Genomic DNA, 21,959 nt, shown 5'->3' with positions numbered 1-21,959 from the left:
AGCCTCGCCATTCCACACTTAAATATTCTGAAACCTTGGAACCGGTGCTTAAGTCGAGCGTTCAACGCCCTGATGGGGGACCGCTTGATGAACGAACAGACGCGAATAAACCGGAAAATTGCTGAGCGAAACCTTATCTCCGCCGAGCATAAGGAGCTTTTGATGGGCGGCGCGATGGGGTCCGCGCAGGATGATGAGCGAAGCCAGCAGCCGCTGGGCCGTGAGGCGCTGGATGTGGCTGTTGCCTGGTCTACCGTCGGCATTTTTGTCGTCATCATGATGGGTGTCATCCACTCGCTTTCCCTCATCCTCATACCCGTTGTCATGGCCATCGTGGTGGGTATGATACTGGGCGTGGCGGCCACCAAGCTGAACTCCTATGGCATTCCGGGTTTTGCCGTGGCGCTCATTCTCTCATCGGCTGTTGCGCTGGTTTTGTTTCTGGTCATCAATTCGCTGATCGATCCGCTCTCTACGCTGGCGTCTGAAGGGCCAATGATCGTCGAAAAAGCCATCGACCGTTTCGTGCCGTATCTGCAAAGCCTGCGCTGGCTGAATGTATCCTCCGCGACCTTCAGCCTGAATTCCATCTCGATGGAATCGCTGATCTCGCGCAGTGGCGATATCATTTCCGTCGTGGGCTCGAACATCACGCCCGCCATCGTGCAGGGCCTGATCTTCTTTGCGGCGCTTCTTCTGTTTCTCTACAGCCGTGTGCGTTTGCGCAAGGCCACCATCATGGCCTTTCCGCAGCGCCACCAGCGCCTGCGCACCATCCGCACCATCGCCTCCATCGAGCAGGTTCTGAGCTCCTACTTTGCCACGGCGTCGATGATGTATGCGGGCCTTGGCGTGAGCATGGTTATCATCGCCTATGCGGGTGGGTTGGCCATGCCGTTTCTGTGGGGGCTGTTTGCGTTTCTCTCCAGCTTCGTGCCCTTCCTTGGCATCACGGCCATGACGCTGGCTTTAACGGTTGGCGGCATTCTGACCCATGACAGCCTGATCCTCGGGCTTTTGCCCGCCATCGTCTTCTTCACCATTCACCTGCTGATGGAAAATCTGGCTTTTCCAGCGGTGGTGGGCAAGAACATGGAAATTAACCCTTTTCTGGTCTTCGTCGCCATTATCTTCTGGACATGGATGTGGGGTGCGGCCGGTGCCATGCTGGCACTGCCGCTTTCGCTGATCGGCATGACGGTTGCGCGTGAGCTGTTCCCATCGCGCCGGGTGGTGCCGAACCTGCCCTCCTGATCGTCTGATCAGTTTGACGGTGGGTGGAAAGCGGGGTCATCCAGCCGGGTGAATATGACGCCTCGGGCTTTGAGCGCCAGCAGACCCTTCACCACGCCCTCGCCCGCTTCATGGGTGGGCTGGTTGATGTGGGAAATGATGACATCACCATCCTTGGCGGAGGCGATATGTTTTGCCGTCGCGCCCGCACCCAGCAATGAGCCGCCATCGCCATTGATGGAAAAGCCCGCGACGCGTTCTCCCAACTGGTTGATGGTTGCCATGGAGGTGCGAGTGTATTTGGCGGTTGCGCCGCGAAACCATTGCGGTTGATGGCCGGTGGCAGCGGCGATGGCCCGCATGCCGCCTTCCACTTCCTGCTGCACTGCTTCCTTGGAGCCAGCGGCTGCGATTCCATAAATCAGCGTGGGTTTGTCCACCGCCGGAATGTGGTTTTCGCCGTGGTTTTCCAGTTCGAAGAGATCAGGGTGATCCAGCATGATGGCCAGTGCCTGCGGATTGTTGCGCAGCCAGCGGGCCGTGACGAAGATGGTCGCGGGGATTCTCTCTGCCACGAGCGTGTCGAGAATACGGAAATCCGTCTTGCCCATGCAAGCATCCAGCGTGACCGCCACGCGCACGGCATCGCCCTTGGCCGTCTGCATTTTCAGCGTCGGTTCCAGCAGCCCATCGCCTGCGAAAGCGGAGGTTGCGGCGGAGGCCATCCAGAGGGCGATGGCTATTGTCTTCAGCATATCAGGCGCTTTCTACGATCACGAGCCAGAAGCCATTCTTCCCGCAACGTGCCGGAATTATGGCGTCGCGGATGGCAGGCCATCCAGTTCCGCGAGCCTGGAAAGTGCCTCCTCCACCCGCGCACAATCGCTGACCCCAAGCGGCATGACCGGCAAGGGTGGCTGGCGATGGGTGAGCGACAAAAGATTTGCGGCCGCGTACATCACACGGAAGCTGCCAAACTCCTGAAACAACGACCAGAGCGGCTGGAAATGCTGTTCAATCCGCTGCACTTCATCAGCGTCTCCGGCTTGCGCTGCGCGGAGCAGACGAAGGCTTGGGACCGGAAGGAGACCGGCAATGACGCTGTACCAGCAATCGCCACCTTGTAGAATGGCTTGCGATGCGCCCCAATCTCCGCTGTAGCCGATGGAGAAACCATCACCCAGCCGTGGGCGCAGGCGCTCTAGTTCAGCCTTGAACGCCATATCAGGCGGCAGCGGCATCTTCACAGCACGGATATTCGGAATATAGGCCAGACGCACCAGAAGCTCGTCGCCAAACGAGAAATGCGTGGTGGACGGGTTGTTGTAGATGCAGAGCGGCAGGCTGGTTGCACCGGCGACGGCTGCGAAATGGTGGTAGGCTTCTTCCTGCGTCAGCGGGGTGTAGGACACGGGTGCCAGCAGCAGGGCATCGGCACCGGCTGCCTCAGCGTCCTTCACCAGCGCCACGGACTGATCGGTGCGCAGCGCGCCGACGCCGACGATGAGCGGTCTTTTGCCCTTGAGGATCGCCGCAGCGGCTTCGACTGCGCGTTGGCGCTCGGCACGGGAGAGATAGGCGTAGCTTCCGGTGCTGCCGAGAAGGCCGATCGTATCGACCTCTGCCGCATCCAGACGCTCGATCAGACGCGCCAGTGCCTCGACATCGACTATCCCGTCTTCATCTGCCGGTGTTAGTGGAAACGCCGAAAGCCCGTGAAAACCCACATTCATGAACACATCCCCAAAACCTGTTGAGGATAGGATTATGCGGCAAAATGGCAGCGGGCAATCTCAATCGTAAAGATAATGCTTGGCCCACTGCTCCTCGGGCACTTTCTCGCCAACCTTGTAGTCGAAGTCGCGAATACCGAGGGTTGCGGTGGCGATCTTGCATTTGTAGCGCAGGCGGTACCAGTTACCGCCACTTCTGAACACGGCACCTGCGGCCTTGATGCTGTCTGAGGTCACATCCGGGTCACCAAAGGCATAGGCGATGACCTTATCGGGCTTCATGCCCTTCTGTTCGCTGGCAATGCGCTCCATCGCTTCGATATCGCAACGCTGCTCAAGGCGTTCTTCGGGTGCCAGCACGTTCAGCTGGCGCAGAATATTGGCATCGATGGCAAGCGCTGGCGCCGCCATGGGCACGGATATCAGGGCTGCGAGAAGGGCAACGGGCGTAAGCTTATGCATGGGGTCCTGTCGAGCTTGTCGTTTCTTCTTTTTCTGATTCGCGGAGCAATTCCACGCGGCGACCTCCACAGGACGGATGTGTCAGATTTGCGATCCCGCTCAAAAATGTCAGGGAAAAGCGATCAAATTTTGCGGAGCGCTTGCGCTGCCCTTTCGGTTTTCCACCTTGATACCCACCAGCCCGCGCTCTACATCTTGGTATACACGCAGACCGATTTTCCATGAAAGCGAGTAACTCTTGTCCATTTTCAAAAATCTGCCCGCAGCGCCCGTTGCCGCGAAGAAACCATTGAGTGACACGCATCACGACATTACCCGCACGGATGATTACGCCTGGTTCCGGGCCGATAACTGGCAGGCCATGTTCAAGGACCCGACGCTGCTGGACCCTGAGATTCGCACCCATCTGGAAGCGGAAAACGTCTATATGGAAGCGGCTATGGCCGATACCAAGCCACTTCAGGAGAAGCTGTTTGAAGAGATGAAAGGCCGTATCAAGCAGGATGATTCCTCCGTGCCGGTCAATGACGGTCCATTCGCCTATGGCACGCTGTTTGTTACGGGTGGCGAGCAACCGCATTACTTCCGCACGCCGCGCGGTGGTGGCGACAAGCATGTTCTTCTGGACGGCGACAAGGAAGCGCAGGGCAAGGATTATTTCCGTCTTGGTGGGCTGGACCAATCCAGCGACCACAGCCGTGGCATCTGGGGATATGACGACAAGGGCTCCGAATATTACACGCTGCGCATTCGTGAGCTCGAAAGCGGCGAAGACTTGGCTGACATCATCGAGAACACAGCCGGTGGCGGTGCCTGGGCACCTGATGGCAAGAGCTTCTTCTATTCGCTGCAGGACGAGAACCACCGCCCGTCCAAGGTCTACCACCACATTATCGGTCAGCCGCAATCATCAGACCGTCTGGTATACGAAGAACAAGACCCCGGTTTCTTCATGGGCGTCGGCGCATCGGTGCTGGATGACTTCATTTTCATCGACATCCACGATCATGAAACCAGCGAATACCGCCTTCTTTCCACCAAGGATCTGACCGCTGAACCGCAGATCGTGGCGGAACGCGAAGAGGGTATCGAATACTCGCTGTGTGAAGGCGGCGATGTATTCTACATTCTGACCAATGATGGCGACGCCAAGGATTTCCGCATCTGCCAGACGCCGGTGACGGCACCGGGCAAGGAAAACTGGACTGAAGTCGTGCCGCATGAGCCGGGCCGCCTGATCCTGTCCATCGACGCCTATGCGCGCCACCTGATCTGGCTGGAGCGTCGCGATGGCCTGCCGCGCCTTGTCATCCGTGACCGCACCAGCGGTGAGGAGCACAGCGTTGCCTTTGACGAGGAAGCCTATTCGCTTGGCCTGCATGGTGCCGCCGAATACGACACCAATGTCATCCGCTTCAGCTATTCCTCGATGACCACGCCAAGCCAGCTGTTCGATTACGACATGGTGACGCGCGAACGCACGCTTTTGAAAACCCAGGAAGTGCCATCGGGCCATAATCCTGACGATTACGTGACCCGCCGCATCATGGCCCCTTCGCATGATGGCGCGCTGGTGCCTGTCTCCCTGCTTTACCGCAAAGACACTCCGCTTGATGGTTCCGCGCCATGCCTGCTTTACGGTTACGGTGCCTATGGCATGTCCATTCCAGCATCATTCAGCACCAACAATCTGTCGCTGGCCGACCGTGGCTTTATCTATGCCATCGCCCATATCCGTGGCGGCAAGGACAAGGGCTTCGAGTGGTATGAAAACGGCAAGATGGAGCACAAGCAGAACACCTTCAAGGATTTCATCGCCGCTGCAGACCATCTGGTGAAAGAAGGCTTCACCGCCTATAGCGGCATTGTGGCCGAGGGCGGCTCTGCCGGTGGTATGCTGATGGGCGCGGTTGCCAATATGGCACCTGAGAAATTCGCGGGCATCATCGCCGCTGTTCCCTTTGTCGATGTTCTCACCACCATGCTGGACGACACATTGCCGCTGACGCCGCCGGAATGGCCTGAATGGGGCAACCCGCTGGAATCGGAAGAAGAGTATCGCTGGATCGCCGCTTACAGCCCCTACGACAATGTGAGCAACAAGCCCTACCCGCCACTTCTGGCGATTTCCGGCCTGACCGACCCGCGCGTGACCTATTGGGAGCCGACAAAGTGGGTGGCAAAGCTGCGTGAACACACGACGGGTGAAGCCCCTATTCTGCTCAAAACCAACATGGCGGCTGGCCATGGCGGAAAGTCCGGTCGTTTCCAGCGGCTGGAGGAGATTGCCTTCGAATATGCGTTCGCGCTGAAGGTGGCTGGCAAGGCTGTGGCTTGAGGCTGGCAAGCTCTGTGATTGTGATGCTCGGGCACGTCCCGGGCATCACGAACCAGCAGATTCGGAGAAAAATACTTCTTGAAATGACTTTTGTGAGATTTTTTTCCACAAAAAATCGACATCGTCGCTACTTGCAATATATATTTATCATTAATTGAATTTTCATTTTTTATGCAGTTAAGCCGTCATTTAAAACAGTAAACGTCATACCCTCCAAAGTATTACAGAATCGCCGAAATGGTTCCTCAGTGCCTTGCATGGCAGCGATGCGGCGTTTTTGCGTTGCAATATCATCTTCTCGCCGTATTATAGAACCCGTTGACATATTTATGCGTTTCTCGCCGCTGTGATTGCGGCCTTTTCCGTCGCCTCGTAGCGGCTTCTATTTGACGATCATTTTTTCGTCTTTCCGCGCATGTCACTCAACATGGAGTTTTCGCACAGCTTTGCGGAATCGATGCTCCATGGCTTCATCTTTGCGTTCTGGCTGCGGACATCGCGTTCGCGTCAGCGCTTTGGCAGGCCGGGCTTTGCAGTGCCCCGGTATGTCTAACATAAACACTGCATCAGACTTGGGGGTCTTACAATGAAGAAACTCCTCGCCTCGACCATTATTGTCACGGGCTTCACCCTTGCCGCTGCCGCTGGCGCAAGCACCGCCAACGCCGCTGAGACATGCGGCAATATCTCCATCGCAGAAATGAACTGGGCCTCTGCGGGCGTCGCGGCTTACGTCGACAAGTTCATCATGGAAAACGGTTATGACTGCACGGTCGATATCGTGACCGGCGACACCACACCCACCTTCACCTCCATGAACGAAAAAGGCCAGCCGGACATGGCACCTGAAATGTGGGTGAACACGCTCGGTGCTCCTTACGAGGAAGCCGTCAAATCCGGCAACCTCATTCAGGACGTGAAGATCCTAAGCGAAGGCGGCGTTGAAGGATGGTGGATTCCGAAATACCTCGCCGATGCACATCCCGACATCAAGACCGTTGAAGATGCGCTGAAGCATCCCGAACTGTTCCCGGCACCGGAAGATGCCAGCAAGGGTGCCGTGTTCGGCTGCCCTCCCGGCTGGGGTTGCCAGCCAACCACGGCCAATCTCTTCAAGGCACGCAAGGCAGATGAAAAGGGCTTCACGCTGGTGGATACCGGATCTGGAGCGGGTCTCGATGGCTCGATTTCCAACGCCTATGAAAAGAAAGCGGGCTGGCTCGGCTATTACTGGGCACCAACGGCCATCATGGGCAAATATGACATGGTGAAGCTGGATGACGGCGTGCCGCTCGACCGCGAAGCCTATGACACATGCATCGTCAAGGCCGATTGCGCCGACCCCAAGCCGAACGCCTATCCCATTGCCGATGTCTATACGGTTGTGACGAAGGCGTTTGCCGAAAAGGCCGGCCCTTCGGCCGAATACGTGAAGAAGCGCGCGTGGGACAACGGCACACTTGCCAAGGTTCTGGCCTGGATGGATGAAAACCAGGGCACCAACGAAGACGGTGCAGCCTATTTCCTCGAAAACCACGAGGACATCTGGACGAAGTGGGTTTCGCCAGAGGTGGCTGAGAAGATCAAGGCTTCGATCTAATCAAGATGAGGCGAGGCCGCGAGATGATCGCGGCCTCCGCATCTGTGGATACCCATCCCCACAAGCTTCTCCATCAACACCTTAGGGAAAAAAACAATAATGGCCCTCTGTAATGTTCTGCCGGATATGCTGTGCAAGTTTCCGGCCATTGGCAACAGTACCCTGCGCGTGGCGCGCAAAACCATCGATGACGGGTTTCGCGATATTGTACGCAGCTACGGCGATATCATCGATGCCGTTGTGCACCCACTGCAACTGTTTCTGAACGCATCCGAACGCTTCTTTACCCAGACACCGTGGATCATCATCTTTCTTGGCCTGCTGGCCATGGTGCATCTGGCGGGGCGCAGTTTCCGCATCACGCTTGGCACTGCCGTTTCGCTTTGCCTCATCGGCGCGGTCGGCCTGTGGCGGGATGCGATGACGACGCTGTCGATCGTGGCGATTGCAACGCTGATCGCCGTCCTCATCGGCCTGCCGCTGGGCATTCTCATGGCGCGGTCCGAGCGGTTGCAGCGCTTCATCAATCCGGGTCTGGATGTGATGCAGACCATGCCTAGCTTCGTCTATCTCATCCCCGTTGTCGTCATCTTCGGCATCGGCAAGGTGCCGGGGCTGATCGCCGTTGTGATCTACGCCATTCCGCCAATGATCCGCCTGACCAATCTGGGTATTCGCATGGTGGACCGGGAAACGCTTGAGGCCGCCGATGCTTTCGGCTCTTCCAACACCCAGAAGCTGTTGAATGTACAATTGCCGCTCGCGCTGCCCACCATCATGACTGGCATCAACCAGACCATCATGATGTCGCTCGCCATGGTCGTCGTTGCCTCCATGGTCGGCGTTGGCGGGCTGGGCAAGAATGTCCTTCAGGCCATCAACAACCAGTTCTTCACAATCGGCTTTCTGAACGGTTTTGCGCTGGTGGCTATCGCCATCATGTTTGACCGCGCAAGTCAGGCCTTCGGCAAGCGTTTGCAGAAATATCGCGAGGTGCAGCATGGCTAAGGACATTGAAATCCGGAATCTCTACAAGATCTTCGGCAAACACCCTGAAAAGCACCTTGCCGCCGTCAAGAACGGCTTGAGCAAGACAGAACTGAACGACAAGCACGATCATGTTCTGGGCCTCAACAACATCAACATCACCATGCCCGGCGGCAAGATTACCGTGGTCATGGGTCTATCGGGTTCCGGCAAATCCACGCTGATCCGCCACATCAACCGGCTGATTGAGCCAACGGCCGGTGAGGTGATGTATGACGGGCAGGATGTCTGCTCCATGGGCACATCCAGCCTGCGCGGGTTCCGTCGTCACAAGACAGCGATGGTGTTTCAGAAATTCGGCCTGCTTCCGCACCGCACGGTTCTGGAAAACAGCGTCTATGGCTTGGATATTCAGGGCGTGTCCCGCAAGGACAGCATCGAGAAGGGTCGCTACTGGCTGAACCGGGTGGGTCTGGATGGCTATGAGGAAAATTATCCTAACCAACTATCCGGTGGCATGCAGCAGCGTGTGGGCCTGGCCCGTGCGCTGACCAATGATGCGGACATTCTGTTGATGGACGAGGCCTATTCGGCTCTCGACCCGCTGATCCGCGTGGACATGCAGACCATGCTGCTCGATCTTCAGCAGGAATTGAAGAAGACTGTCGTGTTCATTACCCATGATCTGGACGAGGCACTGCGGCTCGGCGACCATATCGCCATTCTCAAAGACGGCGAGATGGTGCAGCAGGGTGATGGACAAAGCATCATCCAGCATCCGGCCAATGAATATGTCAGCGACTTCGTGCGCGATGTGAACCGCAGCCGCGTGCTTCAGGCCACGACCGTGATGGAGCCGGCGACGAGTGCGCCGGACAGTATTTCGGTTTTGGAAACGGATACGCTGGAAAACATCGCCCGCGACATGACAGACGCCAACGAGACAACGGCGCAGGTGGTGGACGAGGACGGCAAGACCGTGGGCAGCATCGGCATCGAAAACCTGATGGCGGCGATGGTCACGCCCGCAACGCAGGATGATGCGGCGCCCGTTGAAGAGCCTCCAAAGCCACAACTGGTGACAGAATCGGAAAAACGCAGCGCGTGATTCTCTTCACCCCTCCGCGACTCACTTTGCGAAGGGCGGCTTAAGGCAAAGAATCGGCCCAAGTGGCCGATTTTTTCGTTTTGCAAGTCCGTAAAATGCAAAAACGAAGCACCAGTTTCACACCTGTCAAGCGGTGAACGCCCTCCCAGCCTCAACGACGCAAGCTTCGCGCAAGCTTCAGCCGTTAATACTTCGTTAATCAGGCAAAGAGAGGCTTGCTATGAATATCAGCAGCAACAACATCGGCGGATCGCCCCAACACGGTCGCTCACCGCACATCGAGAAGCGACCCACAGAGGCTGTCGCGCCTGAACAGCAGCAGGCCATCCTCAGTGGCAGCAAGATATCCTTCGTCAACGCCCTGGAAGCGACGTCGCTGGCCAACGTTCTCTGGACCGTGAACAACGAAGCGACCGCAAGTGATACCGTTTCCCAGGATGGCGCTGCTCAGGTCGAATCCCCGTGGTTCAGCCAGGCCTACACCGAACACTGATTGTTCCCATCACGCCTTTCCCAAGGCGTGATCAGATGACAGGCTTATCGTTAAGATTGACTTAACGGACCTGAAGCCGCGCTATCGCGGCTCCCGCTAGGCAGACCGGCCTTGGGCTCGATGATCTGTCTATGCTGTTGTCAGCCATGATTGGCGACGTTGATTTCAATCGTGATATGCGACAATTCCTTGATCGATTGCAGCTTCTGCCGGTAAAATGACGGCGCATGCGAAGATGCCGTGTGGACCACGACAATGGCCGCATGATGCCCCGGCCCTACCTGCCATACATGCAAATCGGTAATCCTGTCGCCAGCCGTTTCCAGCATGCTGCGAATCTGGCTGGACAGGCTTTGCGCCTGCGGCACCGCATCCACCAACACGGCACCCGTGGAGCGCAAAAGCCCCCAGGACCAGCGCGCAATGACCAGCCCGCCGACGATGCCCATGGCCGGATCCAGAAACGTCCAGCCGTTCCATTTGCCCAGCAGAAGCGCGACGATGGCGAGAACCGATGTCAGCGCATCTGCCAGGACATGCAGATAGGCCGCGCGCAGATTGTTATCCTTGCCGGCATGGCCATCATGACTTCCATGATGGGCATGACTTCCGTGATGAGCATGATCGCCATGGTGGGCGTGGCTACCATGGGAATGACCGTGGTCATGGTCGTGGTGATGATGGTGGTCGTCCTTCAAAAGCCATGCGCTGACGATGTTGACGACGAGACCGATGGCGGCAACGGCAATGGCCTGATTGAAATCGATTTCCACCGGCGAGAAGAACCGCAGCAGGCTTTCCCAGGCAATCATGACAGCCGCGACGCCCAGCACGACCGCACTGGCAAAACCGGCGAGGTCCCCGAATTTGCCGGTGCCGAAGGTGAAGCGAGCATTGCTGATCTGGCGGCGCGCATAGAGATAGGCCAGCGCCGAAATCAGCATTGCACCGGCATGGGTAGCCATGTGCCAGCCATCGGCCGTCAGCGCCATGGAGCCGAACCAGCTTCCGGCGGTAATTTCGGCCACCATCATGACGGTGGTCAGCGCGATAACCGCCCAGACCCGTCGCTCATTGCGCTCGTGGTTCTCTCCCAGAAACACGTGGCCATGCGTGCCGTGATCATGAGGGTGGAGATGTGAATGGGGATGATCTGTCGCTGCAGTCATGGCGCACCTCTTATCGAATGTAGGTTTTCAGAACCTGTGCCAGTTCTTCCGTGGCACGGGCACGCTCTTCGTCGTTTTCGGCATGCAGCACATGCTCATGCAGATGATCCTGCATCACCTCACCCGTGAGGCCGGAGAGCGCGCCGCGCACGGATGCCAGCAATTGCAGCACCTCGCCGCAGGGCTTGCCACCTTCCAGCGCCCGTTCCACTGCTTCCATCTGCCCCTTCAAACGGCGGATGCGCGCCAGCAGCTTGTCCTTGTTCTCAATCGTGTGTGACATGATGCTCTCCCAATATAGTATAGGGGGGTAGGGTATATTGGAGGCGATGATGTTGCAAGCGTCCTCCGCCATCTTGCCATGGGTAAGCTTCATAGCCATATCTAATAGAAGCTGTAGATATGAGGCGATCATGTATTCCATCGGGGATCTATCCAGAAACACAGGCGTCAAGGTCACGACCATCCGCTATTATGAGCAGATGGGTCTGCTGCGCGCGGCCGAACGCTCCGAAGGCAACCAGCGGCGCTATGAAAAGTCAGATCTGGAGCGCCTCGCCTTTGTGCGCCACGCCCGCGATCTCGGCCTCAATATCGATGCCATCCGCGAGTTGATTGCACTCAGCCAACACCGAGAAATGCCCTGCGACGGCGCAGACCGCATCGCTGCCGACCATTTGGCAACGGTGCGCGAAAAGATCGCAAAGCTCAAAAAGCTAGAATACGAACTGGAGCGCATCGTCTCCCACTGCGACGGCCACTCCATCGAAGACTGCTACGTCATCCGCGCGCTCTCAAACCACGAATTGTGCGAGCATGAGCATTGAGCGGCCATGCACCTGCGGCCCTTCGTGGACACGGTTCAGAAACACGCAATCTAATTTGGCTTGGAAATGTTCTTGCCTTTCACCCAGGAAGCGATCAAGAATCGAAACGCTCGATTTGCGGCGGCGTAGCGCTGGTTGAGAAGCGTGGCAGCGACATCGGGCTACCGCAAACACGGTGCATTTCCATCGCTTAGCGACCGCCTGCGGCTCAATACGAAAGGCGGCGATTGGCCCATTGCGGACCTCTCTTGATCGCTAGAATCTTACCGTCAAGGTATAGCTATCGGCTACTCGGGTGTATTAAGGTCTGTCTGCAGGAGGTGGATCGTATGAAGGACAAGCTACAGACGTGGTGCCTCATAATCGGGGTGGGTATGTTTGGCCCAGCCTTATTGGGCTTACCGGTCAGATGGCTTTTCGAGGGAGAAATTACCCGCAGGCACAGTACTCTGGTGCGAGCCACTGACAGCCCAGTTATATTTTACGTGACAGTTATCGTCGCAATCTATGCGGGGATGAAGGCGACACAGATTAGCTGGATTCTTGGCCGTCTTTTTTACAAAAATTCAAGGCGGCGAACTGACAACCCGCATTGACCGCAATTGACGCATTGCCGCCAAGGCTGCATTTGGCTCGAAGCCGACATCATGGCAAAGGCTTCGCAAAAGCATTTGGCAAGAGATATTGGGCCAGGAACCGGGTACCGAGGGCCGGAAGAACCCCACAGATGCCAGTCATATAGAAGAACGCGGAAGAAAAAATCTCCAGCCCGCCGGGGTACGCTGCTACCGCTTCACAGAGACCAGTCGCGCATCCGCCGCAAAAACCGGCACAACGAAATCCTGACCCAAAGCGATAGCGCAGTATGGAGAACAATACGCCACCCACGACTGACGGCACGAGACCGAACACATATCCCATCGCCAGAAGAGTCCGGGCGGCTTCCCAGCTTCTCACCCAGAAGGGAAGAAGCAGCAGAAGCATTCCGAGCAGGGGTCCAACTGCAGCCGCGAAAGGAATGATCTGCCAAGCAGGTGGTTTCAATCGAACTACCGTTCTCAACGATTACGTGCCCCCACAGTGCTGTACTCGCCGACAGCTGGCAATGACCCCTTTTGGCGCATCAGCGCCATTGCGGCATTTGACCCAAAGCAACCAAGGCGAATGGATAAGAGAGCTTCATTTGGGATCAAGAACTGCTGGCTGCTCGTTTGCCGCGTTCCTCCCTAATGAATGTAAGATAGGCTTTTTGCTCGCCTTTGAAGCCCCGTGCACCATATAATTCTTCCACACGAGAGAACACATAAAAGGCCCTTTCTATATCGCCAAGCTTATACATCGCTTCACCCTCCTGCATCAGAACATAATGGTCCTCGTGGTTCAGGTCGTCGTACATGAGAGCCATAATTTCGATCCACTTCTGACAGCTCCGCTTATCGCCGAGGTCTGCATAATCGAGGACAAAACCTGCAGACAGGCTCTGCCCATAATAGTCCCATGCTTCCTTGGGTTCCGGGATCAGGTCCCAAGCCTCTAGAGCAACTGAAAGAGATGACTGCAACGCTCCAGATGCAAATAACTTGCCGGATCGCTCCAGCAAATTGTCAATCTCTTTACGAATTGCGGTGTCGACCTGTGGCTTCCGCATCAGCATCTCCCGGCGTGACGAGAAAATACAATAGAGCATGTCCCCATCACCGCAATGACGCAATGACCGCGATTTGCGCGAAGCGGATTGCGGTCATTGGCCCGGTGCGGACCTTGCGCATAATAAAGACGCTTTATCGTAGATAAAATCTCGGAGACACATTCAACCAGCGAGGAGCGATACACCGGCGGTGGTGTATGTTTCTCGAAGCCTGGAACTTCCCGCCGCCCAAAAAGACGGTGATCTTCCAGCGTTGTTAAGGTGGTGCGGATCGGCACCATTGCTCAAAAGCAGCGCTACGATTTCAAAAGATGGTTCCGCGGCGATCGCCAGGCTTGCCTGTCTGCTCGCAGTCCATAATGGACCGTTTCCATGTCGGTCCACAGCATTGACCTTCGCATGTGCCGCGATAAGCCTTCTCACAATCTCAAGGTGGCAGTTTTGAGCGGCAACGTGCAGAGTGGTAAACCCATCTTGGTCTGCGGCGGAAGGGCTGCCAGCACAACGCAACTCGGCGTCTAATGCTTCATAGTTCCCATCGGCAGCGTGATGCCAGAGGGCATTTCTACCATACTCATCGACGTTAGCCCGTTTTTCTCTCCACGGCCAGATCGCCATTTTTACCTCTTAAATACATTCATGTGGAGCGTGCAGACTGCGTCGCGACTGCGGCCCATACAGTATCAGCAATCTTCCGCTGGTCCAATGACCGCTTGTGGCGCAAAGCCGAAATCTGACTTGACTCAATCCAAATTCCAGCGCATCTAATCCGCATGATCAACGCACGCGCACTGATTTCCTGCACGTATTTTTGGGCCTTCCTTTAAGGGCGGCTCGACAGATCATTTTGTCAACAAGCCGCCGTCAGGCGGCTTTGTTGTTTTCAAACGTCCTGACGGCAAAAACCAGAACCCGAAGGACACGAGAATGACCGAAGACAGCCTTCTGACCTTGCCGAGACCGTCTGTTGTGACCATTCGTGCTGCGCGCAAGGGTGATCTGCCTGAACTCAACGAAATGATTGAGCTTCTGGCCGCCCACCATGGCGATGCCGCGGGGATTACGGCAGAGAAGCTTGAACGCGACCTGTTCGGCCATGTGCCGTGGATTACGGCGCTGGTTGCCGAGGCCGATGACACGCTGATCGGTTACGCCATTCTCATGCCGCTCTACCGCGCCCAGGAGGGTCGTCGCGGCATGGAGCTGCACCATCTTTTCGTGCGCGATGGTCATCGTGGCCATGGCACAGGCCAGCATCTGGTGGCGCGCGCCAGTGATGTCGCCAAGCGTTGCGGCTGCGACTTCCTATCCGTGGGTGCCGCAACCGGCAATTTCGCGGCTCACAAGTTCTATGAAAACATGGATTTCATACCGCGCCCCGTTACCGGCATGCGCTTCATGCAGGCCCTGGCTTGAGAGATTGAAGCGTTTTGGCGTGGCAACGCCTGCCCGCCTTACCTCAGCGCGCATTCTGCAATGGACCTTCCAGCAGCCGGAACAGGGTCACCACCCTATCCGGCGCGGCTTTGCGGCATGAGAACGCGGAGCATTCAAAGTTCAAGGCATTCATTGGGCTTTAATGCTGTTCTGTAGAAGCAGTATATCCCCGCCATTTCAATATTATAGAAAGGTTTTAGGTGTAACTAATTCAGATGTCTGTGGGATGAAGCCGCAGTTGGCAGTAGCCGCTTTCCAGGATGGAGAGTTCAACCAACCGGTATCCCACATGAATATCAGCAATATTTCGATTTTGAAGAAGGTTAGCCTGGTGGTTGCGCTCATGGGGCTTGCGGCCTTCGCAATCACCATCGCCGGAACGCAAGGCCTCATGTCCCTCGGCACTGCCTTGAAGGATACCGGCACCAAGGAAGAAGCTGCACGTGAGGCGATGGATCTGCGTGTCGACATTATCGCGATCAGCCGCATGACATACCAGCTGGTTCTGGCGCCCGAGAAATCTGCAGACTTTGCAGCGGAAACCGAGAAACGCGCTAAGGAAATGCTGGAGCGTCTTCCCAAGATCGCTTCGGCTGCCGATGCAACTGAAAAGAAGCAGCTTGCCGATATCGGCGTGGCGCTTAATGCCTATTTCGATAAAATCAGGGTGCTGGTGAAGTTGACGGCCACCCCATCCATAACAACCGATGCGCTCAAGGCAGGTCTTGCAGACAGTCTTGAAGGCCAGAAGGCCGTTACCGCTGCGGTCAAGGTTTACAGCACCTATTCCGGCGAAGAGTTGAAAGCGTCGCGCGCGCATGCTCTTTCCGTGTCCAGCCTGACAATGGTGGTTCTGATTGCGACCGCTGTCGTTTCGATTGGCGGCGGTGTGCTTGCCGGACTGTTTGTCGGCGGACGTGGGATCTCGCGTCCCGTGCGCCTGCTCACAGAGCGGATGAGCCGCCTTGCCAAGGGCGATTTGAAAGACCCGATCGGCGGCGTCGAACGTCAGGACGAAATCGGTGAAATGGCCCGCGCGCTCGAAGTCTTCAGAGCCAATGAGACGCAGATGCGTGAAATGGAAGCGCAGGAAGCTGCCCTCACCGCCCAGAGCAAAGACTTGCAGTCCTCGATCAGCGGCATCGTTGCTGCGGCTGCGGCTGGCGACTTTTCCAAGCGCATTGCCAAGACCTATGAAGACGCGGACCTGCAGACCTTTGCAGAAAGCGTCAATGAACTGGTCATCAATGTCGATCTGGGTGTTACAGAAGTTCGCCGCGTTATTGCTGCCCTGTCTGAAGCCGACCTAACCCAGGAAATGAGTGGCAGCTATCAGGGTGCCTTTGCCGAATTGCAAACCAACGTCAACCAGACGCTGGCCACCTTGCGCGGCACAATGCAGACCATCCGCCATGCGGCCGGAACCATCACCGACAACTCCGGCGAGTTGTCCGCTTCGGCCAATCAACTTGCGCGACGCACCGAACAGCAGGCGGCCTCACTGGAAGAAACCGCCGCAGCCCTGGAAGAGATCACAACCACGGTCAAAACATCGACCGCACGTGCCAACGAAGCAACGCAGATGGTGCGCGACACGAAAAGCAGTGCTGGCAAATCCGGTAACATCGTCCGCAACGCAATCGATGCCATGGGCCGGATCGAACAATCCTCACAGAAAATCGGTCAGATCATCTCTGTCATCGACGAGATCGCCTTCCAGACCAACCTTCTTGCCCTGAACGCCGGTGTTGAAGCTGCGCGTGCCGGTGAAGCGGGTCGTGGCTTTGCTGTCGTGGCACAGGAAGTTCGCGAACTGGCCCAGCGCTCGGCAAATGCTGCCCGCGAAATCAAGGGCCTCATCACCACCTCGGCAGATGAAGTCAAGGGTGGCGTATCGCTGGTGCTATCGACCGGGGAAGCGCTGAAAGAGATCGAAGACCTCGTCAACCGCGTCGATGACCATGTGACGACCATTGCGCGGGCCGCTGCGGAGCAATCCATGGCGCTCGGAGAGATCAACAGCTCCGTCAACCATATGGACCAGATGACGCAGCAAAACGCCGCAATGGTGGAAGAAACCACGGCCGCCAGCCAGATTCTGGCCGATGAAGCGCGCCAGCTCCATGCCCAGCTTGAGCGTTTCCGGTTGGAAAGCAACAGTCAGTCAGGCCAGCGCTACCGCGCCGCAGCCTGAACAGGACAACATTGGATCTAAAGAAAACGCGGCATCTGATGCCGCGTTTTTTGTTGCGCAAAGCTTAAGCCATTGCCCTCAAGAGGTCTCACAGTCAGACCGTTCTCTCGTTTCAGTCTTTTTGCTCACCTGCTTTTCGGATAGCATAGCAAACATCGATGATTGCAGGAGATGACTATGCCCCGTATCGCCTTGGCACTGACCGAGGAATTTGCCGATTGGGAGCCCGCTATTCTGACGGCAATGGCTCGCGGTTATCTGGGCGTCGATATCGTCACCGCATCCCCCGATGGTGCGCCCCTCATCTCCATGGGTGGGCTGAAAATCGTGCCTGACATGGCTTATGACGCGCTGGACCCGGAGACTGTTCACGCACTGGTCATTCCCGGTGGCTTGATCTGGGAACGGAAAATGGCACCGGATTTTACCGATCTCGTGCACCGATTTCGCGCCCAGCACCGTGTGGTGGCCGGCATTTGCGCAGCAGCGAGTGCGCTTGCCGGAACAGGTGTGTTGAACAACGTGGCCCATACCGGAAATTCCGTGGCATCACACTCCACCTACATCACCTACGAAGGTGCCGAACACTACCGCGACCAGCCCCAAGCCGTCAGCGACCAAGGCATCATCACGGCACCTGGAACCGCACCTGTGAGTTTCGCGAGCGAAATATTGAAAGTGCTCGATCTCTGGGGGCCGGAGGCGGAGGCCGAGATGGCCGGGTTTGCGGCGGAACATCTCTAGCGTCGATCAAGAACACGACACGCCCGCGCCGTCCCCTCAAGCTGATTTTCTGTCATCGCACGCCTGACGTCTCTGCTGTTGATGTGCAGGCTGCGATCGGCGGCAAGTTTCAGGCTGCTGATCTTGGCTGATGCGGCCTTGAGAAAGGCCTCTCGGTTCTCAGCAAAGAACTGAAGACACGCTTCCCTTTGCGGCTCTTTGCCAAGCAAAGCCTTAAAGGCCAGCCGGTGCATGGCGCAGGGTGCGCCATGGCCGGGAACGGAAAAACGCAAGGCATCGAGCCCGTCGCTCCATTCGCTTGCGGTTTCCATACTATCTCGCAACGTCGAAACGCTTGAGAAGATGGCCGCTCAGGGTTCCCAAGATGATCCAGAACACGAAGCTGGTCACGGTTGCCAGAACGATGAAGCGGCGCTCCAGCGGCAGAGGTGCCAGCGCGTGTTCACCCTCTGGCGGCAAAGGCGCGCCGAGAATGTGCGGCGCGGCAATCAACGCAATAGCCAAAATGGCAGCCCACGGTTCCGCCCGTTTGAAGGCAAGCAGTGCCAGACCACCCGCCGTGGCAGCGACGGTTCCCACCCACCACATCTGCCGTGCGCCCAGCTCTGCGGCGGGGCTACCCGGCAGTTCAGGCGGCAGGCCGATGGCAGGAGCGAGCATGACGGCGGCAAAACCGGCGAGACCCCAGAGCAGCCCTTCCCGCCAGCCGCCTGCGGAATTGCGCAGCGAAATCAAAGCCGTCAGCACCAGTGCATAGCCGATGGCAGTCAGCACATTGGCGGCGATGGTGTAGGCATTGCGCTCGAAGCCATCGGCGGGTGCCCACGCTTCTGGATCGTGGTGATGATCTGCGGGTGCGCCCGCCTCATGGGTGTGGACATGCGCGACCTCTGCGCCGCCGCTCTCAAAAGTTTCGGCCTGAAGTATGAGCGGCGTGGTGCCGATGGCCTGCATGGCGCTGACGGCCAGACCGGCAATCAAGCCCACCAGAACGGCGGTGAAGACGATGTTACGGAAAAACGGCATGATCTTCCTCCCCTCAATGGCAAGGGAAGGCGTTGGCGTGGCGCGTATCATGCGCGGCATTGTGCACGGCTTCGACCTGCGAAAAGCCGACAAAGCCCACGATGAACAGGCCGAGCAAGGCTGCAGTTAGCGATTGCGCAAGTCTTGATGTTGAGGATGAGACGGCGCTTGCCGCCGTATTCTGGTGGATAGACATGGTGACCCTTTCACGTGCGGGTGGGCGCATTTCTGATCAAACGCCACAGAACCGCATTCAACATTCACCACGGGGAAAAGAGACACAGGGTCTTGAAGGCGGGAATATCCCGACCTGAAAACCGTGCTGTTCCGGACACCCCGCCGGCATTGACGACACTTCACGTGATGGCAGGTCTCCTGGCTCGCGGGTCACAACCTTGAAAACACCTTCCCGGTCCTTTGTTTCGCATCGTGCTTTACGAAATCCCGGAGAATTTCGTGCCGATGCGCCAGACCAGTGGCAATACGTTTTCAGGCTATCCGCTCACAGTTGCGGGGGCAGCCACGAATCAAAGCTTGAGGCTCCTATCGTGTTCCCTTTTCACTTTCCGGGCGAACCGGAAAGACCATCACACAACCGTTATCCTGCGGACGGGTTGAGGAGTCAATGGCTTCTCAGGGAGCGGGCAGTGCCTTGAGATAGGCCGCAATGGCCTGGCGGTCTTCAGCGGGAAGACGGGCCATATTCTGCTGGACCTTGACCATGGAGCCACCGGCGCTATCGAAATCAGGCGTGAAGCCGGTTTCCAGATAGTTGGCGATATCCGCTTCACTCCATGAGCCGATGGTTTGCGATTCCGGGCGAATATCGGGAATGCGCCCCTCGCCTTCTGGATTGGGTCCGCCAGCAAGCCATTGGCCCTTCATGAAGCCGCCCAGCGCATCACGCGGGGTGTGGCACTCGCCGCAATGGCCGGGGCCTTCCACCAGATATTGACCACGAACGACCTGCGCATTGGCATTGGCAATCTCGACGCGTGGTTCGCCCTTATCGAAATACAGGAACTTCCAGCCGCCAAGAACAAGCCGGATGTTGAAGGGAAATGGCAGATCGTGGCCGGGGGCATCATTGGTGCTGGCAGGCAGGGATTTCAGGTAGGCGAAGAGGTCGTTGATATCCTGCGGCGTCATCCGCGCATAGGAATTATAGGGGAAGGACGGATAGAGATGTTCGCCATCCTTGCCCACGCCCCGCGTCATGGCATCGCCAAATTGTGCGAGCGTCCAAGCGCCGATGCCGTGCTGCGGATCCGGCGAGATGTTGGGCACGTGGAACGTCCCGAACGGGCTTGGCAGCGCCTGCCCACCGGCCAGCGTCTTCAGCGCATCTCCCGTCGCATCAGGGGCGGCGTGACAGCTTGCGCAGCCGCCGGCCCAGAACAATGTCTCGCCATTGGCAAGATTGGGTTCGCCAAGGTTGGCCCAATGGCTGGGTGCCTGGCGCTCAGGCGCGGTGACGCCCATGAAAATTCCGAACCCGACGACCCCGGCAACAACAGCACCGCCCGCCAGCTTTGCCCAAATGGACGCCATTGCCGTTTCCGCTTCTTAAATGGATATCATGAAAAAGGCCCGCCGAAGACCGGCGGACCGATGGGCTGATTACTTCTTGACGCGGTAAGCCTGATGGCAGCTGCTGCAATCGGCACCCAGCGTCTTCAACGCTGCACCGACGCTGGCCTGATCTGCTGGCAGCTGTGCCAGAACCATGTCTGCATCCGAGGCCAGCTTATCGGACTTCGCCTTGAAGTCTGCGAAGTTCTGCCAGATGGCCGGGGAAGCAGAGCCACCTTCAGAACCTGCAGGGAACTGATCCGGGAAAGCCTTGGCATTGGCGCTGATGGTGGTGACAGCGGTTTTGACGGTTTCCGCGTCATAGGGCTTTTCGCCCTTGGCGATGGCACCCAGCGCGCCCATGGCACCGCCGATACCCTTCATCAAGCCTTCGCGCTTTTCGACCTCGCCGGCTGCGGAAACCGCACCGGCGCAAAGACAGCCTATCATAATGGATGCGGCAATCGTTCTAAGCTTCATCATGTCTCTCCTGGGTCCGCACATCGGCGGGTGAATGCTTGCGTGTCGTCACGTAATCCCTGCGGCAAAACAGCGCGACGCACGAAGGCGAAGATGCCTGTTCCACATGGCAAAAAGAAGTCACATTGCAGTGATTTTTTTGAAGCATTATCAGGCGCATATCACCCGGAAGCAAGAGCTTCCCAGAGGGTAAATCCGGCAACCACAACCAGCAGCAGACCCGCAGCGCGACCGATGATAATGGTGATATGCGGTGAAGACACCAGCAAGTCCCGGCTTTTGCCCGCCGTCAGCGCCAGGGTACCATAAACGGCAAGCTGCGTGCCCGCTGTCATCAGCCCCATGATGACGCCCTGTATCCAGACAGGACCGTAAATCGGCTTCAGGAATTGCGGGTAGACCGCCATCATGAAGAGATAGGCCTTGGGGTTGGAAAGGCATGTAACGACGCCACGCTGAAACGCACGGCGGGCGGATGCGCTGGCACTGACCTCATCCCCCTCCACCACGATGGAGCTGCGCATGAGGCCGATGCCGACCCAGATCATATAGGCCGCGCCGAAGATCATCAGCGGCGTGAACAGAACGGGCATGAGGCTGGCCAGAAGCCCGACGCCAACGGCGCCATACAGCGAATGCACCACCCCGCCCGCCATGATCCCCGATGTGGCGGCAAGTCCCGCCTTGCGTCCGCCCGTTAGAGAGCTTGCCAGAACCAGCAACATATCGATGCCGGGCAAGATGATAATGCCGAACAGGAGCGAGAAATAGAGCCAAAGGTTTTCTGAATAAGACATATCGAATATTCCTGAAAATACGGCATTCGTCAAAAAATAGATGAGCGATATGACGCGGATATCAGCCGCTTTCCCGGGGAATATCAAATGAATATGTGTGGTGAAATCATC

Annotated in this window: 24 protein-coding genes and 1 riboswitch; of the genes, 10 read left to right on the top strand and 14 right to left on the bottom strand. The window is 57.2% G+C overall.

Annotated features, from left to right (window positions below):
- Positions 1-87 precede the first annotated feature (87 nt).
- Positions 88-1,254: an AI-2E family transporter gene (locus ACQZ51_RS03765; protein ID WP_448775273.1), complete on the top strand. Its 1,167-nt coding sequence runs from the start codon at positions 88-90 to the stop codon at positions 1,252-1,254.
- 8 nt (positions 1,255-1,262) lie between these two features.
- Here the strand turns inward: ACQZ51_RS03765 and ACQZ51_RS03760 are convergent, their stop codons facing one another.
- Genes ACQZ51_RS03760 through ACQZ51_RS03750 form a run of 3 tightly spaced genes read right to left on the bottom strand, consistent with a single transcriptional unit; the run spans position 1,263 to position 3,428 of the window.
- Positions 1,263-1,988 carry a polysaccharide deacetylase family protein gene (locus tag ACQZ51_RS03760; protein WP_448775271.1) on the bottom strand — a complete coding sequence of 242 codons (726 nt, stop codon included), beginning with the start codon at positions 1,986-1,988 and terminating at the stop codon, positions 1,263-1,265.
- A 57-nt stretch (positions 1,989-2,045) separates the two neighbouring features.
- The gene (locus ACQZ51_RS03755; RefSeq protein WP_448775270.1) at positions 2,046-2,966 is read right to left on the bottom strand and encodes a dihydrodipicolinate synthase family protein; all 921 of its coding nucleotides are present in this window, start codon (positions 2,964-2,966) and stop codon (positions 2,046-2,048) included.
- Between the two features lie 60 nt (positions 2,967-3,026).
- Positions 3,027-3,428 carry a DUF930 domain-containing protein gene (locus tag ACQZ51_RS03750; protein WP_448775268.1) on the bottom strand — a complete coding sequence of 134 codons (402 nt, stop codon included), beginning with the start codon at positions 3,426-3,428 and terminating at the stop codon, positions 3,027-3,029.
- Between the two features lie 238 nt (positions 3,429-3,666).
- Here ACQZ51_RS03750 and ACQZ51_RS03745 point away from each other — a divergent pair, with 238 nt between their 5' ends.
- The 5 genes from ACQZ51_RS03745 (at position 3,667) to ACQZ51_RS03725 (ending at position 9,954) form a co-directional block, all read left to right on the top strand.
- Positions 3,667-5,766: a S9 family peptidase gene (locus tag ACQZ51_RS03745; RefSeq protein WP_448775267.1), complete on the top strand. Its 2,100-nt coding sequence runs from the start codon at positions 3,667-3,669 to the stop codon at positions 5,764-5,766.
- A gap of 586 nt (positions 5,767-6,352) precedes the next feature.
- Positions 6,353-7,366, top strand: coding sequence for an ABC transporter substrate-binding protein (locus ACQZ51_RS03740; protein WP_448775265.1), 1,014 nt, complete (start codon positions 6,353-6,355; stop codon positions 7,364-7,366).
- A gap of 99 nt (positions 7,367-7,465) precedes the next feature.
- Positions 7,466-8,374 carry an ABC transporter permease gene (locus ACQZ51_RS03735; protein WP_448775263.1) on the top strand — a complete coding sequence of 303 codons (909 nt, stop codon included), beginning with the start codon at positions 7,466-7,468 and terminating at the stop codon, positions 8,372-8,374.
- Positions 8,367-9,461: a quaternary amine ABC transporter ATP-binding protein gene (locus ACQZ51_RS03730; RefSeq protein ID WP_448775261.1), complete on the top strand. Its 1,095-nt coding sequence runs from the start codon at positions 8,367-8,369 to the stop codon at positions 9,459-9,461. The genes ACQZ51_RS03735 and ACQZ51_RS03730 overlap by 8 nt, the downstream gene beginning before the upstream one ends.
- Positions 9,462-9,681: 220 nt before the next feature.
- Positions 9,682-9,954 carry a hypothetical protein gene (locus ACQZ51_RS03725; protein ID WP_448775259.1) on the top strand — a complete coding sequence of 91 codons (273 nt, stop codon included), beginning with the start codon at positions 9,682-9,684 and terminating at the stop codon, positions 9,952-9,954.
- 140 nt (positions 9,955-10,094) lie between these two features.
- Here ACQZ51_RS03725 and dmeF read toward each other — a convergent pair whose 3' ends face one another.
- Entirely contained in the window at positions 10,095-11,123 is a 1,029-nt protein-coding gene (dmeF, locus tag ACQZ51_RS03720) for a CDF family Co(II)/Ni(II) efflux transporter DmeF (protein ID WP_448775257.1), read from the bottom strand.
- Between the two features lie 10 nt (positions 11,124-11,133).
- Entirely contained in the window at positions 11,134-11,406 is a 273-nt protein-coding gene (dmeR, locus tag ACQZ51_RS03715; RefSeq protein ID WP_042618272.1) for a Ni(II)/Co(II)-sensing transcriptional repressor DmeR, read from the bottom strand.
- Positions 11,407-11,536: 130 nt separating this feature from the next.
- On the opposite strand from dmeR, the gene ACQZ51_RS03710 reads away from it, so the two are divergent.
- Positions 11,537-11,950, top strand: a complete 414-nt coding sequence (locus ACQZ51_RS03710; protein WP_448775256.1) for a MerR family transcriptional regulator — start codon at positions 11,537-11,539, stop codon at positions 11,948-11,950.
- A gap of 645 nt (positions 11,951-12,595) precedes the next feature.
- Here the strand turns inward: ACQZ51_RS03710 and ACQZ51_RS03705 are convergent.
- From ACQZ51_RS03705 to ACQZ51_RS03695, 3 genes are all read right to left on the bottom strand, one after another.
- Positions 12,596-12,994 (bottom strand): hypothetical protein, encoded by a 399-nt coding sequence (locus tag ACQZ51_RS03705; protein ID WP_448775254.1) that lies wholly within the window; start codon positions 12,992-12,994, stop codon positions 12,596-12,598.
- A gap of 145 nt (positions 12,995-13,139) precedes the next feature.
- On the bottom strand, positions 13,140-13,598 hold the full coding sequence (locus ACQZ51_RS03700; RefSeq protein ID WP_448775253.1) for a hypothetical protein: 459 nt from the start codon (positions 13,596-13,598) through the stop codon (positions 13,140-13,142).
- 162 nt (positions 13,599-13,760) lie between these two features.
- Positions 13,761-14,216 carry an ankyrin repeat domain-containing protein gene (locus tag ACQZ51_RS03695; RefSeq protein WP_448775251.1) on the bottom strand — a complete coding sequence of 152 codons (456 nt, stop codon included), beginning with the start codon at positions 14,214-14,216 and terminating at the stop codon, positions 13,761-13,763.
- A gap of 309 nt (positions 14,217-14,525) precedes the next feature.
- Here ACQZ51_RS03695 and ACQZ51_RS03690 point away from each other — a divergent pair, with 309 nt between their 5' ends.
- The 3 genes from ACQZ51_RS03690 to ACQZ51_RS03680 all read left to right on the top strand — a co-directional run bounded on the left by ACQZ51_RS03690 (position 14,526) and on the right by ACQZ51_RS03680 (position 17,973).
- On the top strand, positions 14,526-15,014 hold the full coding sequence (locus tag ACQZ51_RS03690; protein ID WP_448775250.1) for an N-acetyltransferase family protein: 489 nt from the start codon (positions 14,526-14,528) through the stop codon (positions 15,012-15,014).
- 310 nt (positions 15,015-15,324) lie between these two features.
- Positions 15,325-17,229 (top strand): methyl-accepting chemotaxis protein, encoded by a 1,905-nt coding sequence (locus ACQZ51_RS03685; RefSeq protein WP_448775766.1) that lies wholly within the window; start codon positions 15,325-15,327, stop codon positions 17,227-17,229.
- Positions 17,230-17,406: 177 nt separating this feature from the next.
- Positions 17,407-17,973 carry a type 1 glutamine amidotransferase family protein gene (locus ACQZ51_RS03680; RefSeq protein ID WP_448775249.1) on the top strand — a complete coding sequence of 189 codons (567 nt, stop codon included), beginning with the start codon at positions 17,407-17,409 and terminating at the stop codon, positions 17,971-17,973.
- Here ACQZ51_RS03680 and ACQZ51_RS03675 read toward each other — a convergent pair.
- The 6 genes from ACQZ51_RS03675 to ACQZ51_RS03650 all read right to left on the bottom strand — a co-directional run bounded on the left by ACQZ51_RS03675 (position 17,970) and on the right by ACQZ51_RS03650 (position 21,848).
- Positions 17,970-18,284, bottom strand: coding sequence for a hypothetical protein (locus tag ACQZ51_RS03675; protein ID WP_448775247.1), 315 nt, complete (start codon positions 18,282-18,284; stop codon positions 17,970-17,972). The genes ACQZ51_RS03680 and ACQZ51_RS03675 overlap by 4 nt on opposite strands.
- Position 18,285: 1 nt before the next feature.
- A complete protein-coding gene (locus ACQZ51_RS03670) occupies positions 18,286-18,999 on the bottom strand; it encodes a CbtA family protein (protein ID WP_448775245.1) in 714 nt (237 codons plus the stop codon).
- Positions 19,000-19,012: 13 nt separating this feature from the next.
- Positions 19,013-19,195 (bottom strand): CbtB domain-containing protein, encoded by a 183-nt coding sequence (locus ACQZ51_RS03665; RefSeq protein WP_042618264.1) that lies wholly within the window; start codon positions 19,193-19,195, stop codon positions 19,013-19,015.
- A 152-nt stretch (positions 19,196-19,347) separates the two neighbouring features.
- Positions 19,348-19,603: riboswitch (cobalamin riboswitch) on the bottom strand.
- A gap of 29 nt (positions 19,604-19,632) precedes the next feature.
- Complete coding sequence (locus ACQZ51_RS03660) at positions 19,633-20,550, bottom strand: c-type cytochrome (protein ID WP_448775243.1); 918 nt, start codon at positions 20,548-20,550, stop codon at positions 19,633-19,635.
- 69 nt (positions 20,551-20,619) lie between these two features.
- On the bottom strand, positions 20,620-21,051 hold the full coding sequence (locus ACQZ51_RS03655) for a c-type cytochrome (RefSeq protein ID WP_448775764.1): 432 nt from the start codon (positions 21,049-21,051) through the stop codon (positions 20,620-20,622).
- A gap of 161 nt (positions 21,052-21,212) precedes the next feature.
- On the bottom strand, positions 21,213-21,848 hold the full coding sequence (locus tag ACQZ51_RS03650; protein WP_448775241.1) for a LysE family translocator: 636 nt from the start codon (positions 21,846-21,848) through the stop codon (positions 21,213-21,215).
- Positions 21,849-21,959: the final 111 nt, after the last annotated feature.

It is taken from the genome of Agrobacterium sp. CG674 (genome assembly GCF_053521645.1).
This window is presented reverse-complemented; position numbering and strand designations above follow the sequence as displayed.

Coding starts and splice junctions, on each gene's coding strand:
- ACQZ51_RS03740 (WP_448775265.1), top strand. CDS start 6,353: ATGAAGAAACTCCTCGCCTCGACCATTATTGTCACGGGCTTCACCCTT.
- ACQZ51_RS03685 (WP_448775766.1), top strand. CDS start 15,325: ATGAATATCAGCAATATTTCGATTTTGAAGAAGGTTAGCCTGGTGGTT.
- dmeR (WP_042618272.1), bottom strand. CDS start 11,406: ATGTCACACACGATTGAGAACAAGGACAAGCTGCTGGCGCGCATCCGC.
- ACQZ51_RS03725 (WP_448775259.1), top strand. CDS start 9,682: ATGAATATCAGCAGCAACAACATCGGCGGATCGCCCCAACACGGTCGC.
- ACQZ51_RS03700 (WP_448775253.1), bottom strand. CDS start 13,598: ATGCGGAAGCCACAGGTCGACACCGCAATTCGTAAAGAGATTGACAAT.
- ACQZ51_RS03670 (WP_448775245.1), bottom strand. CDS start 18,999: ATGCCGTTTTTCCGTAACATCGTCTTCACCGCCGTTCTGGTGGGCTTG.
- ACQZ51_RS03665 (WP_042618264.1), bottom strand. CDS start 19,195: ATGTCTATCCACCAGAATACGGCGGCAAGCGCCGTCTCATCCTCAACA.
- ACQZ51_RS03750 (WP_448775268.1), bottom strand. CDS start 3,428: ATGCATAAGCTTACGCCCGTTGCCCTTCTCGCAGCCCTGATATCCGTG.
- ACQZ51_RS03760 (WP_448775271.1), bottom strand. CDS start 1,988: ATGCTGAAGACAATAGCCATCGCCCTCTGGATGGCCTCCGCCGCAACC.
- ACQZ51_RS03755 (WP_448775270.1), bottom strand. CDS start 2,966: ATGAATGTGGGTTTTCACGGGCTTTCGGCGTTTCCACTAACACCGGCA.
- ACQZ51_RS03735 (WP_448775263.1), top strand. CDS start 7,466: ATGGCCCTCTGTAATGTTCTGCCGGATATGCTGTGCAAGTTTCCGGCC.
- ACQZ51_RS03695 (WP_448775251.1), bottom strand. CDS start 14,216: ATGGCGATCTGGCCGTGGAGAGAAAAACGGGCTAACGTCGATGAGTAT.
- ACQZ51_RS03675 (WP_448775247.1), bottom strand. CDS start 18,284: ATGGAAACCGCAAGCGAATGGAGCGACGGGCTCGATGCCTTGCGTTTT.
- ACQZ51_RS03690 (WP_448775250.1), top strand. CDS start 14,526: ATGACCGAAGACAGCCTTCTGACCTTGCCGAGACCGTCTGTTGTGACC.
- ACQZ51_RS03660 (WP_448775243.1), bottom strand. CDS start 20,550: ATGGCGTCCATTTGGGCAAAGCTGGCGGGCGGTGCTGTTGTTGCCGGG.
- ACQZ51_RS03680 (WP_448775249.1), top strand. CDS start 17,407: ATGCCCCGTATCGCCTTGGCACTGACCGAGGAATTTGCCGATTGGGAG.
- ACQZ51_RS03710 (WP_448775256.1), top strand. CDS start 11,537: ATGTATTCCATCGGGGATCTATCCAGAAACACAGGCGTCAAGGTCACG.
- ACQZ51_RS03765 (WP_448775273.1), top strand. CDS start 88: ATGAACGAACAGACGCGAATAAACCGGAAAATTGCTGAGCGAAACCTT.
- ACQZ51_RS03730 (WP_448775261.1), top strand. CDS start 8,367: ATGGCTAAGGACATTGAAATCCGGAATCTCTACAAGATCTTCGGCAAA.
- dmeF (WP_448775257.1), bottom strand. CDS start 11,123: ATGACTGCAGCGACAGATCATCCCCATTCACATCTCCACCCTCATGAT.
- ACQZ51_RS03655 (WP_448775764.1), bottom strand. CDS start 21,051: ATGAAGCTTAGAACGATTGCCGCATCCATTATGATAGGCTGTCTTTGC.
- ACQZ51_RS03650 (WP_448775241.1), bottom strand. CDS start 21,848: ATGTCTTATTCAGAAAACCTTTGGCTCTATTTCTCGCTCCTGTTCGGC.